General features: G+C 43.3%; 13 protein-coding genes. 6 read left to right on the forward strand and 7 right to left on the reverse strand.

Going from position 1 to position 12,624, the window contains the following annotated elements; genetic code table 11:
• Positions 1 to 87: 87 nt before the first annotated feature.
• Positions 88 to 282 (forward strand): alternative ribosome-rescue factor A, encoded by a 195-nt coding sequence (locus tag ACXAFJ_RS17405; protein ID WP_475325163.1) that lies wholly within the window; start codon positions 88 to 90, stop codon positions 280 to 282.
• Between the two features lie 78 nt (positions 283 to 360).
• Here the strand turns inward: ACXAFJ_RS17405 and ACXAFJ_RS17410 are convergent, their stop codons facing one another.
• The gene (locus ACXAFJ_RS17410) at positions 361 to 1,509 is read right to left on the reverse strand and encodes a lytic polysaccharide monooxygenase (RefSeq protein WP_475325165.1); all 1,149 of its coding nucleotides are present in this window, start codon (positions 1,507 to 1,509) and stop codon (positions 361 to 363) included.
• 316 nt (positions 1,510 to 1,825) lie between these two features.
• Between ACXAFJ_RS17410 and ACXAFJ_RS17415 the strand changes: the two genes are divergently transcribed.
• The 4 genes from ACXAFJ_RS17415 to ACXAFJ_RS17430 all read left to right on the forward strand — a co-directional run bounded on the left by ACXAFJ_RS17415 (position 1,826) and on the right by ACXAFJ_RS17430 (position 5,037).
• Positions 1,826 to 2,098, forward strand: a complete 273-nt coding sequence (locus ACXAFJ_RS17415) for a hypothetical protein (protein WP_475325166.1) — start codon at positions 1,826 to 1,828, stop codon at positions 2,096 to 2,098.
• Positions 2,099 to 2,172: 74 nt separating this feature from the next.
• The gene (locus ACXAFJ_RS17420) at positions 2,173 to 3,105 is read left to right on the forward strand and encodes a CorA family divalent cation transporter (RefSeq protein ID WP_475325167.1); all 933 of its coding nucleotides are present in this window, start codon (positions 2,173 to 2,175) and stop codon (positions 3,103 to 3,105) included.
• Between the two features lie 198 nt (positions 3,106 to 3,303).
• Positions 3,304 to 4,509, forward strand: coding sequence for a sugar efflux transporter (locus tag ACXAFJ_RS17425; protein WP_475325168.1), 1,206 nt, complete (start codon positions 3,304 to 3,306; stop codon positions 4,507 to 4,509).
• 3 nt (positions 4,510 to 4,512) lie between these two features.
• Positions 4,513 to 5,037 carry a DUF2867 domain-containing protein gene (locus ACXAFJ_RS17430; protein WP_475325170.1) on the forward strand — a complete coding sequence of 175 codons (525 nt, stop codon included), beginning with the start codon at positions 4,513 to 4,515 and terminating at the stop codon, positions 5,035 to 5,037.
• A gap of 77 nt (positions 5,038 to 5,114) precedes the next feature.
• On the opposite strand, the gene ACXAFJ_RS17435 is transcribed toward ACXAFJ_RS17430, so the two are convergent.
• Together ACXAFJ_RS17435 and ACXAFJ_RS17440 are read right to left on the reverse strand one after the other, a co-directional pair.
• Positions 5,115 to 7,001 (reverse strand): DEAD/DEAH box helicase, encoded by a 1,887-nt coding sequence (locus ACXAFJ_RS17435; RefSeq protein WP_475325172.1) that lies wholly within the window; start codon positions 6,999 to 7,001, stop codon positions 5,115 to 5,117.
• 290 nt (positions 7,002 to 7,291) lie between these two features.
• Positions 7,292 to 7,639, reverse strand: coding sequence for a DUF6176 family protein (locus tag ACXAFJ_RS17440; protein WP_475325173.1), 348 nt, complete (start codon positions 7,637 to 7,639; stop codon positions 7,292 to 7,294).
• Between the two features lie 386 nt (positions 7,640 to 8,025).
• Between ACXAFJ_RS17440 and ACXAFJ_RS17445 the strand changes: the two genes are divergently transcribed.
• A complete protein-coding gene (locus ACXAFJ_RS17445; protein ID WP_475325175.1) occupies positions 8,026 to 9,012 on the forward strand; it encodes an arsenic resistance protein in 987 nt (328 codons plus the stop codon).
• Between the two features lie 84 nt (positions 9,013 to 9,096).
• Here the strand turns inward: ACXAFJ_RS17445 and ACXAFJ_RS17450 are convergent, their stop codons facing one another.
• The 4 genes from ACXAFJ_RS17450 to ACXAFJ_RS17465 all read right to left on the reverse strand — a co-directional run bounded on the left by ACXAFJ_RS17450 (position 9,097) and on the right by ACXAFJ_RS17465 (position 12,584).
• Entirely contained in the window at positions 9,097 to 10,218 is a 1,122-nt protein-coding gene (locus tag ACXAFJ_RS17450; protein ID WP_475325177.1) for an NAD(P)/FAD-dependent oxidoreductase, read from the reverse strand.
• Positions 10,219 to 10,350: 132 nt separating this feature from the next.
• Positions 10,351 to 10,890 carry a TlpA family protein disulfide reductase gene (locus ACXAFJ_RS17455; RefSeq protein ID WP_475325178.1) on the reverse strand — a complete coding sequence of 180 codons (540 nt, stop codon included), beginning with the start codon at positions 10,888 to 10,890 and terminating at the stop codon, positions 10,351 to 10,353.
• 190 nt (positions 10,891 to 11,080) lie between these two features.
• Positions 11,081 to 11,512: a DUF2059 domain-containing protein gene (locus ACXAFJ_RS17460; RefSeq protein ID WP_475325179.1), complete on the reverse strand. Its 432-nt coding sequence runs from the start codon at positions 11,510 to 11,512 to the stop codon at positions 11,081 to 11,083.
• Between the two features lie 172 nt (positions 11,513 to 11,684).
• Complete coding sequence (locus ACXAFJ_RS17465; protein ID WP_475325181.1) at positions 11,685 to 12,584, reverse strand: LysR family transcriptional regulator; 900 nt, start codon at positions 12,582 to 12,584, stop codon at positions 11,685 to 11,687.
• Between the last annotated feature and the right edge of the window lie 40 nt (positions 12,585 to 12,624).

Below are 12,624 nucleotides of genomic sequence, written 5' to 3' on the forward strand. Positions count from 1 at the left end.
TTGTTAACTGAGAAATGTATGCGAAGATTCAACAACGACTTACAGCAGTGGTTGCTCTAAGTATGTTACTAACAATTAGGGTTTATTATGAAGAAAAAGCAAACGCGCTCGCGAAATCATGAGTTTGAACATGGTAGAGGTGAAATTCAAGATAATGCGTTAAAAGCATTAGTCACTAGTCAACTGTTTACCGTTAAAGTAGAAAAAGCGAAAAAAGGAAAAGGAAGCTACATTCGAAAAGCAAAACATAGAGGCAAAGAGCCCTATTTAAACGCAGCATAGACGAGCGTTCAAATAGGGCTTTTTTATTGGTTCAACAGCTCCTAAATATGGTGGGTGCTTTTGCCAAATTTTTAGACTCTAGATCTTCTTCCATGCCTGAGAGACTCCTGGTTCTTCACTTTGAGTCCACCAGTTCGCTTCCCAATTAATATTATTGTGTCTGACCTTTTCGCCTCTGGAGTAAGCTTTGCTTGCACTCCAAGCTGGTGGTACAGGGGTACCGCCCTTAATTAATGACAATGCGTAGTTGAAGGTTCCATTGGGAGCAAACACTTTGTTGGAGGCAAGGTTGTTGACGTCGAACATATAGTGGTTCATCGCAGCATGCCAGATACCTATATACCAACCTTGCTGGTTCAAGCCATTAAATTGTCCCGCAAGCTCAGCTTGCCATGTCTGTGTGTTGTTGGCTTGAATGCTCAGGTTCAAATCGACTTGTTCAGTCCCGTTTGCGTCAAAGGTTCTGAATCTGACTGTATCGCCTGATTCAACTGGACCAAAGCCTTGTGGTACATAGTACCCAAGAGGTGTTAGGTTGTTCCCTGGGTCATTGGGATCGCCGCTGACAAATCGTATATCACTACAATTGTAAAAACCCTCACCCGCAACATCTTCGCGTTGCCAGCGAGTGTAGAGAATGGCATCGCCAGTTCGGCCTGCCGGGAAGGTGACTTTGATACGGTAGCGTTTGTCGGCATCGACAGTCACATTACCCGCCGTATCAATGAGTTCCAAATCCGACCAGTTTAATGGCAGAGACGTATCGTATTCGGGTTTGGTTAGGTAAAACTGCCAGAATGAGGGGTTATGAGGTGTAGAGCCATAAAAGACGTAATCGATTTGGTTGTTCGCATCCAACTCGATACGGGTTCTGTGCCAAAATGGCGAGCCTACATCTAGGCCGGCCTTTGCGCCATCTCCAGCCGAACAGAGGTTTCCGTCAGAGACTGTAGACTGCACATGAGTATTAGCAAACTCTGTTTCGCTCCCATACTTCGGGACATTTGCGGCAATTTCGTTTCGTTGTACGAACGGAAAGGCGCCTGAAATATCGTATGCAGATTGACAAGCTTTGTTCGGAATCGCATCGCTCCAAAAGCCGCCATCCTCATAACAAACACTTTGCCTAGCATTGGGGAACTCCACCCAGCCGTGAGCGTGAACCGAGGTCGTTGCAGACGCGGAGATTGCCGCGATACCAAACAGCCATAAAGGTTTTTTGTTCATGTTATTTCCTTGTTCTTGCTGATAGTTCGAATACCCATCAAGGGGTATTAGTCACGCTAACAAGGCAAAAATAGAAAAAAGTATGAAGAAAGTATTAGAACAATAAAGTTTGATGAATTATGAAATGGCTATCTCATAAACGCGCAACGTGTGAGTTTAGCCACCACTAAAAAGGCGATTTTAGCCGCAACTAATATTGATTTCTCTATCAATAACTTGCTAAGAATTCGCCGAACAACCGAGGTTTCTATCAGGCAAAACATGTTAGCTTGGATTTTTAATCTTATGATTTTGTTGATTATTTTTGAGGTAAGTTATGAAGCCCATTGATTATGAGCCACTAGCAGGCTCAATGTACTTTGACATACTCCTGTTTGCACTACTGGCCTATCCATTTTTATTGGTAGCCATCAATATGTTTGTTTATGACGTAAAGGCCAAAGATCGTTATTCAAAATGGTTCAATAGAGGCTACCTCACGTGCGCGCTTCTGTTGATCGCACTTCATATGCAAACAGAAGAAGTATATGGACGCCATTTGTTAAATGAGTGGTATGAAACTCATCCGGAAGATCGACCAGAGAAATGATCGTGTAAATCGGTTGCGTTTTCGGGCATTTAGCGTATTACTTGAAGTTTAAGTAATCACTGAGTGCTCGATTTATGAAAGGTTTCCTCATTAGCAGTTGGCAATTCACAGACGAATCGCCGTCTGAAGTTTTAGGTAAACAAAAAACGATTCAAGCTGGTCATTGGTATCATTGTCAGCGTGACGCCAGTGATCTTAAGGAGTGGTTGCGGGATAATCAGGTCCCAGCGGCCATTTGTGACTCATTACTGACTGATGACTCCCGTCCCCGGTTTGAACACTTCGCTGATGACTGTTTTTTGATCATCGTTCGAGGAATCAACCTCAACAAAGGCTCTGAACCAGACGATATGCTGAGCTTACGTATGTTGTGGTTTAAAGGAGCACTGATTTCAACTAGGAAAGTGCCTTCCAAAGCGGTTTCTGCAATCAACGACAAACTTAGGCAAGGGAATGGCCCAAAGAATCTTGAGCAATTATTGCTGAGCATAATGCAAGGGGTGAACCAAATCATAAATGACTTCTTGGAACCCACAGAGGCTTTGTTAGAAAGTTTAGATATTGATTCAACATCAACTCAAGAAGTCTCTGACTTAAACAATCGTCTACTCCGTCTTAGGCGCTATCTTAAGCCGCAAAAGTACGTGTTTGAAGATATGCTAAATGCTGAGTTGGCGCAGTTGAAAAGCCAACATATTGCAATCAAAAATTGTCACGATACCATTATGCGGATCAATGAATCTGTAGATTTTTATCTTGAGCAAGTGAATGCGTATTTGCTTAGTTTAGGTCAACAACAAGCTGAAAAAATGAACAGGAACACCTATCTGTTTTCTGTTTTGGCGGGAGTGTTTCTACCGGCTGGATTTTTTACGGGACTGTTGGGCGTCAATATCGGTGGTATTCCGGGGACCGAGTCCCCTTGGGCATTCAGTGTATTCTGCGCGGCTTTAATTGCCGTTGTCGTGGCTGAGTTTGCAATCTTGCGAAAGCTTAAGTTTATTTAGGGTTAAGCCTCAGATTCAAAACAACCTAGTGTTTGGATGTTAGTCAGTTTGTACTGAAATACGTCGATCTAGATTGCTAGCTTCTAAGAGGTTGTTAGCTAATATCCTCTTTTGCATACAAATCTTAAGAATTTTTCATTTGCTTGTGCACCAGGTTCGCCTCTATTGTGCAATGAGCATTTTTTATTTTGGGACAACATGACACGATATCACGGCTTTCTTGAGCTCTTCAAAGGGCAAACGGGTGTGTATTTTGCCACTAATGGCCTAACAGCAACGGCCTTTGCCTTTATCATGCCAATTATGAGCTTGTTCTTGGTAAAAGGGCTGGATACCGAACCTATGTATTTGGGCTTGTACACGGTAGTCAATAGCTTTGCCACCATTTTGGTAAGTCAGTGGGTTACCGGGCTCGGTGATAAAGGAGTTGCTCCTAAAAAATTGTTCTTGGGGACCTTGCTTGGAATTATCGCTGCTGCAATTGGTTTTAGCTTAGCAACAGAATTTTGGCATGCCGTCATAGTTGGTCTACTTATTGTGCCAATCGCTTCAACTTCTATCCCTGTGATTCTGTCTATGATCCGCCGCTACGCAGACCAAACGGGTCAGGATAGTACTTCACTCAATGCAAAGCTGCGTTCTTCGGTATCACTGTTGTGGATAGTGGGCCCGCCACTCGCATTTTTGACCGTAGATAATTTTGGCTTTAAGACCAATTTTTTAATGGCTGGGCTCATTGCCGCATTTGTGTTTATTTTGGTATTTCTGTTTTTGAAAGACGTTGAACCAGCCAAAAAGACAGCACAAAACCAATTGACGACCAGCGGCTCACAAACCTTATGGCTTTTATTTGCCACTATTGTACTTGCCAATATTGCTAATAGTACTTACCTCAATGCCATGCCCTTATACCTTACACAGGAACTTGCCTTTCCAACTAGCTATCCCGGCTATTTGTTGGGTCTGACCGCCGCAATTGAAATCCCAGCGATGCTGTTGGCAGCTAAGTTTGCTAAACGCTGGAACAGCTACCCAGTTCTTATGTTTGGGCTTGCCAGTGCACTGGTGTTCTATGTTGGGATGTATTTTGCGACGAGCTACTACGCTCTCATGGTTATTCAAATATTCAATGGTATCTTTTTTGGGATATTTGTCGGTCTAGCTGTTTCTATGATGCAGGATTTGGCTCAAGGAGCTGTTGGCAAAGTAACAGCTTTGTACAGCAATGCAATGATGGTAGGCACTATGATAGGGTCGAGCACGATGGGTTTGACAGCCCAATTTTTTGGCTACAAAGCGCCTTTCATCTCGTGTTTTTTAATGATGTCTATGTCATTATTCTTACTGGTAAACGTCTACCGAAGAACTCAACCTACCTCTGCTATCGCTGTTCAAGAAGGATGAACCATGTTTGACGAGATCAAATCAGAACTGCCAAATGACAGTTTGATTAGCCAGTACTACACCAACGCGAACTTTACCGATGCCTACACGGTTGAAGCCGAAAAAGAATATCAGAGCGCGCTTGATGCAATTAAAGATATGTTTTTACGCAGTCCTAACTGGATCAATTCTCTAATGAGATTGCGTAACAAAGCCGTGTCGATTGTTGGAATTAAAGATCTCGGCGTATTGTCTGATGTTGAGAATGGCAAACCATTGCAAGATTACAAGGTCGGTGACCGATTTGCCATTTTTTCTATCGCAGAATTGCGCGACGACGAAGTAGTGATGACAGACAATGATAAACACCTAAAAGTCTATCTTTCTTTGAAACTGGAGCCTTCAGAAACTCATGGTGGCAGACAAAAACTCACCGTGACAACCGTGGTTCACGAGCACAATTTTCTAGGTAAGTTCTACATGCTGTTTGTTGGCCCAGCTCACAAGATCATTGCGCCTAGTGGCTTGAAGGTTCTGGCTGCAGAGTAGTTGCTACTACGAAAAACTTACGATACAAAAAAGCCCCGAACTATCGGGGCTTTTTGAATCTGTTTGGCTAGCTGTGTTTAGCCTTCAGCACGACGGTTGTGACCACGCTCGCCGCGGTAGTTTCCGCGGTTGTCTCCACCGCGATTGCGATCGAAACGACGCTCACCACCGTTGCCGCCGTTACCACCATTGCCACGACGACCGCCATCACGGTTGCCGCGATGACCACCTTCACGGCGTCCATCTCGGTTGCCATCAAAACGACGACCACCGTCACGGCGACCACCATCACGACGTCCACGAGGCTCACGGAAATCGTTGAAATCAACCACTACAGCACCTGCTTCGTGTTGACGGATACGCAACTTGCTTAGCTTGTTTGCTGCGTTGCTTGGCATCGCTTTTGGAAGCTGAACATAGGTTGATTCACGGTCAAGTTTGATTGCACCGATAGAGCCTTTAGTAAGACCAAGTTCATTCGCCAATGCACCCACAATGTCTTTTACCTGAACGCCTTGTTCACGACCAAGTTGAAGTTGGTATGTATCCCAATCTTGGTTGCGGTAATCACGATCACGGCCACCGTTTTCACGACGCTCGCGACGACGTTGATTGTCACGCTCAACTGCTGCCAACATTGGGTCTTCGCCAATGTAGAACAATGGACGTTTACCTTGTTGACGTTTAAGAAGGATCGCCGCCAATGTCGCTGCATCCATCTCAAGAGAAGTCTGTAGTGACTCTACCAACTCTGCAAATTTGTCTAGCGCTTTGTGCTCTTTATCCGCTGCCAGTTCTTCACCTAATTTTACAAGGCGAGCTTCAGCAACTTTGTCACGATGAGGAAGTGAAATTTCTTCCATGCTTGATTTAGTAACGCGCTCGATGGTGCGCAACATACGAATCTGGTTAGTGCGAACCAAAAGGATAGCTTTACCTTTACGTCCAGCACGACCAGTACGGCCGATACGGTGAATGTATGACTCAACGTCAAAAGGAATGTCGTAGTTAAACACGTGAGTAATACGTGGCACATCAAGACCACGTGCAACAACGTCAGTCGCAACTAGGATATCGATAACACCTTGTTTGATATGATCGACAGTACGCTCACGCAGAGACTGAGGAATGTCACCGTGAAGAGGCGCAGCTTTAAAGCCACGAGCCGATAGCCAGTCTGCCAAACGTTCAGTATCTTGACGAGTACGAACGAAGACAATAGACGCATCTGTTTCTTCTGTTTCAAGAAGGCGAGACATAGCTTCGTCTTTCTCTACGCCTTTAACGACCCAGAATTGCTGCTCTACTTTGTCAACCGTGTGGTTTTTACCAGCAACGTCAATATGCACTGGCTCACGCAAGAAGCGTTCAACGATCTTCTTAAGCATAGGAGGCATAGTTGCAGAGAATAGAACACGTTGTGCACTTTCAGGCGCATGCTCCATGATAGCGGTTACGTCATCAACGAAACCCATGTTTAGCATTTCATCTGCTTCATCAAGAACGAAGGTAGTGACTTCATCAAGGTGTAGTTTTTGACGGTTGATCAAATCTTGTACACGACCTGGCGTGCCAACCACAATGTGAGCACCTGAGCGAAGCGCACGCATTTGATCAACGATAGATGCACCACCGTAGATCTCTAGAACTTTAAGGCCCTTGATGTTTTGACCAAGGTTTTTCATCTCAGCCGCTACTTGAATCGCTAGCTCACGTGTAGGCGCTAGAACGATGGCTTGAGGCTTGTATTGAGATAAGTCGATTTTGTTTAGTAGAGGTAAAGAAAAGGCGGCTGTTTTACCAGTACCTGTCTGAGCTTTACCTAAAAGGTCAACGCCTTCCATCAAGTGTGGAATAGCGGCGCCTTGAATTGGGCTTGGTGAAACGAAGCCGATTTTGTCCAGTGCTGAAAGGATATCTTCATTCAACGCGAGTTCGCGGAATGTAGTCACAGAATCTTGCATGGGGATCCTACTTTATTTTTATGTGTTCACAGGTCCCATTGGCTCTACAATTCCGATACCAATCCATACTCTGATTGATTCCGTTCAATTCCGGATGAGCGCTAAATCGCAACAAGCTGTTTGGGACTTCCAAAGGAGCGCGATTATTCCTTAAAGCGAGGCAAATTGCCAGAAAAAATTGAATTTCATCACACTTTTGCGCTTTATGTGAGTGGTGTGGCATATTTGGTTCATTGAATGCCAGCTAGTTAGCTACTTGCTGGCACTCAATAATTTACAGGAAAATCTGGCTAGACTGGCTCTTGGGCAAGATCTGCAGAGAAATCCAATAGCGGCTGGGCGAAGATTTGACCGGTGGGATCGCTCATTTTGTTAATCGACTTCATATGGAAATGGTCAATTTTGGCGGTGGACTGTTGGAAAGCTTCCATTGCTTGTTGTAGAGATTGAGCTCTCATATACCAAAGAATATAGTCTTGTTTTTCGATGGTAATTTTGAACCACGATTCTATTGTTACGCCTTCTTTTTGCATTGAGTCGCAAACATCTTGAACGTTTTGAGAAAGAGTTTTGCACCAGTGATCCATACGTTCTTGGTAATCTGGAACCAGTTTGATCAATCCCGCGGCAAATTCCATAGTGTCTCCTAAAAAGGTTAGCTGATTATTGAATTCGACGTGGCTCGGAAAGCTTCTAGCAATTAAATATGCGTATTTACGCTTTTTAGACTCTTTGGTCTAATTTTCTGTATTTCAGTGCTTTGGATTGGAACATCTTGATGAGGTCTCAACAAGATCATCGCTTACGTTTTGTGACGAAGTTGTAGCCCTATCTTTGCTTCTCTACATCTAACCTAATTGGCCTGTTTGTGAGTCGAGATGGGCAGCCAGTCAGTTTTGCCTCCCAATTGATAATAATTATCATCTAATTTATTTAGTTTGTGAAATGTTATAACATAACAATAGTTATTAAATAATCATTGTGTATTTACAACGTCAAGGAGACAGCTTGCTGAAGGCTTGTTATGAATAAATTAGAAAACTCGAAGTTGTTCAACTTCATCAACAACAATACGACTTTGCTACTCATTGCAGCGATCGTTGTAGGCTCAATTGCTGGAGTCTCGTCACCATCGGTAGCAGAGTTTTCTGGTAATTACATCGATCCAACTATTTTAATATTAGTCTTTTTATTGCTGTTTGAGGTGCCAGTGACAGGCATTTTCAAAGGGCTCTCCAATATCAAATTCATAAGCATTGCATGGGTAACAAACTTCATTTTGATACCAACCATCGGTCTAGCCGTCGCTTCACTGTTCTTATCAGGGCAACCTCTATTCTACACAGGCTTGGTGATTTACTTTATGGCTCCGTGTACAGACTGGTATCTGGGTTTCACAAGGCTCGCAAAAGGGAACGTAGAGTTGGGCGCTGCTCTTTTACCCATTAATATGATCAGCCAATTGATCCTATTTCCAATTTACCTGGTGTTGTTCGATACGGTCGTCTCCTATAAGGTTGACCTTTCCATGCTGATCGAGTGGTTCATTCAGCCCTTAGTTGCTGCCGCTGTTCTTCGTTTAGCTCTAACGAAAGTCATCGATAAGATTCTACCATTCTGTAAGCTCTCTATTCCCATTGTATTGTCTTTGTTGGTGGCGCAAATCTTTGCGACCAATATAAATGAGCTGATGGGTCACCTGTCGATTGTTCCACTGCTACTTGCTGCTATTTTTGTGTTCTTTGTAGTGACCTTCATTCTTGGTGAAGTCATCGCTAAGGTAGCGAAATTGGATTTCCCAGGGCACTGCTTACTAACGTTTACCACGGGGGCGAGAAATGCACCCTTGATGCTGGGCTTAACCACCATTGCTATTCCAGACCAGCCGTTGATTTACGCAACGATCACTATCGGGATGTTAATTGAATTCCCACATCTCACCGCACTCAAAGCCATTTTCTTGAAACGCTATAAAGAAGAAGGTGCTAGCTTAGCTAAACCCGTTAGCTAAACCCGTTAGCCAACAGAGAATGGGGACTCTATTTGAGTCCCCATTCTTATCGTTATCTTTTTTATTACTTTGTTTAGTTCGTCATCAGCAGAAACACTGTTGGTCTTCGCAACAACTTAGGTCATTAAGAAGCATTCCGGCTTGTTTGTAATGGCTTAATACTGTCGTATCTAAATCAAGTTCTGAGCCAATGACCTCACAAGGCAGTGCAAATCGACCCCTAAACTTATAAATAAAGCAAAGTAATACCTCACCGTGAATCAGTTTTGGTCCAACTAAAAACAAATTTCGATGCCTTGTTGATTCATCGAAATTGTTCACAATTGGAAATCCGTGATCATCAATCGTAAACATGGATTCAACTGGGCCTAAATGAGCGTCGAAGCCAGTGCAGTTGATAGGTTTACCGGAACTGATGATTCGGTCTCCTTTGGTTGAGAGAATCTCATAACCCTCTTGGATTTTTCGAACCTCGAGGACTTCAAAATCCTCATGCAGCTCAACGAGATCTGAGTTTGCCATCGAAGCAAGACGTTCTGCCGTGTATGGGCTTAACACCTTACTCGGGTCATACGTATTGTTTTGGTCATCGCCAGATTCAATTAAGCTTACTTTTTTACCACGTTGCGCGAGGTGAAAAGCCGCATCAACGCCGCTTTCATAACAGCCAATCACTGCATAGTGTTCATCTGTGCAATCATCCCATGTCTTTACTTGGCTGTTGTGTACACACAGTTTGCTACCTTCAAATGCGTTGAGTCTTGGGTTTGAAAACTCTCCGCCAGCCCAAATCAAATAGCTAGTTTTGATTATTTCACCTGAAACCATAACGAGTTCGAAACTGTCATCGGCTAGGTGGAATACCTTCTCGACACGAGAATTCTCGGTTACTTCAATTTGATAGAACTTAGTCACGTTCCTCAGGTACTGTGCGTATTCAGCTCCGGTAGGGTGCTCTTTACCAACACTAAATGCCGGAGAAGTGTCAGGCGTGATCGCATTTAGATCCGTTTGGTGGTAACCATTACTCGGAAATGAAGGAGTAATCATCTTCATCTCTTTAGGCCATTTTTCAAAACTATGACCAATGGTGTTCGCTTCTAGCACCATCAAGTCTTTATCTTTTATGCCCATCTGCTTTAGTAAAGCAGCACACCCAAGCCCAGAAGGTCCAGCCCCTACGATAACAACTTTTGTATTTTTCACGATTCTACCAACCACCAGAATATTTGGTGTAATGATATAACATAACGTTAGCTAAATGATAATAATTATCGACAAAAAGGCGTGGCGGAGCCAATTGTTAAAACTGGATAGGGCTATCTTTTATTCTGTAAGTTAATTTAATTGGAGTAGCATTCTAGCTTTCATCCCCAACTCAGTGGAGTAACCCATAGAACGACTCACAATTTTATTGTTCTTGTCGAGTAAATAGTACGAAGGGTAGCCTGAAATTTTAAACGTCTCTCGAATGACATGAGTGCCCAAATAGGTGGGCAGAGAAGATTTACTGTCTGAAACAAAGTTATGTACTGACTGCTCATCACTGTAATCGAGTGCAATTTTCACGATGTTTACCTCATCATGATCAAGTTCATCTAAGTTACCAATACTGAGTTTACAAACGGTGCACCAAGGTGCGAAAAAGTACACCAGAGTTGGCTTTTGATTTTCGGCGGTGAATAGAAGTTCTATTTCACCATTGAGGTTTTCTAAGGCAGTTTGTTGTATGTAGCTTGACCCGTCATCATCAATCATGTTGCGGGTTTGCCATGCTTGCACTCCCCATACAACGAACAAGGCAATTAAGATATCGCGCGTCCATATCCAGCTTTTTGTTCGGTACCAAGGCGTGCGCGTTTGTCGTGTTTTAGACATGTATTACTTCTATGACCTTAATAGCTGAATTTTTATTAATTTTAGAGACCAAGATTCACCGTTAAAACTTACACAATTTAGGTTTCAGGGCGATTCGCGACAAATTTACGATTCAGTCTGAGTCAATAAAGATAGGCGAACAACCTATCGGCTTAGACTCGATAGCATTGTTCACCTATTCGAGGTGTTGCTACTGCGCTTGAAGGCTTTGAATCTTTTGATGGACTTTCATTCCTAACTCTTGGCCCCATTTTTGACCAATCATGAAAGACTCTTGGGTCAGTGCTGGCTGCACTTCCACTAAACGCTTGCCAATATCTGACTGATAAAAAGCGATCAGTTGGTCAATTTCGTTTTGGCTTAAGTGTGATTGGTAAACGGGAATCAACTGGTTGAGTAGGCTATCCATGTCCACCTCTTTTTGAAGCTCTGCAAAAAAGGTTTCATCGACTTCTCCCATCATAGGTTTGAGCGCGATCATCATTTGATCAAACATTTGCTGACCCATTTGAGATGAGCCACTGACCTCAAGCAAGGTTCGAACACTGTTTTCAGTAGGTTTTGCGGTAGCGAAAAATGGCGCGACAATTAACACAGCACATAGCGTAAATTTCTTAAACATTGGGATCTCCTAGAGATGATGGTTAGAACCAAAAAGTAAGGAACTGGTTCAGAGGTGCTAAATCGTATTGATAATGTACTATTTAATCTGCGATTTTCAATAAGTCTATGTATTAAAATGTATTTTTTGTCAGTTAGGGGAAGTGTCAGTCGGAATTACAAAACTCTACAAATTAAACGAAGCTGATATTCTCGAGTACAAACCCTCGTAACCATTGATGAGCAGCACTGCGTTGGTTTCGCTCGTGCCAGAGCATTCCCACATTAAATTCACATCCATCGACAGGACAAGGGGCATAAGAAAAGTCTGCTAGCCGATGTTGAATTAACTTTGTTGGTACCAGTGCCACCAAGTCAGTGCTCAGGACAATATCGGGCATCAGCAAAAAGGATGAAACTGTCATACTGGCTTTGCGTTTTAAGCCTCGCTTTTGTAGCGCTTTATCGATGGGGGTAAAAAAGGTTCCGTCGCGAAGTGATACCACTAGATGATCCAAGCTAACGTATTCTTCTAAGGTCAAATCGGGATGAACAAGAGGGTGGTCTGGACGCGCGATCAACGTGTAGCTTTCTGTGAATAAGTGCTTAACCTTGAGATCGCTAGGTGCTTGAGTTGGGCACATGAAGATCAAGTCGAGCTCTTGTTTTTCAATTTGAGCAGATAGGTTAGCAAAATCCAAAGTTGTCAAAGACAGCTGGATATTCGGCGCTTCTGCTCTTAGTTTTTGAATGAGTGGTGTAATCACTGAAGCCTGCAAATAGTCGGTGCTAGCCATCGTGATGGTCAATTCTGCATTAGCTGGTTCAAATACTTGGTGTTGATCTATGGTCTGATTGAGCTGAGCCAAAGCCTGTTTCAAATCAGGTAATAGAAGGCTTGCTTTTTCTGTTGGTGTAACTGTTTTGTTTCCCGTGATGATCAGCGGGTCATTAAAATGTTCACGAAGCTTATTGAGTTGAGCACTAACCGCAGGTTGACTTAGGTTTAGTCGTTGAGCCGCTTTTGTCACACTTCTTTCTTCTAAAACGGCGATCAGTGTTTTGACTAAATTGAGGTCGAAACGAGTATTCATTTTCGTTATTCGAGCCATAGGAAATGGTGATTTCACAACA

This window comes from Vibrio sp. ABH4_348, assembly GCF_056159765.1.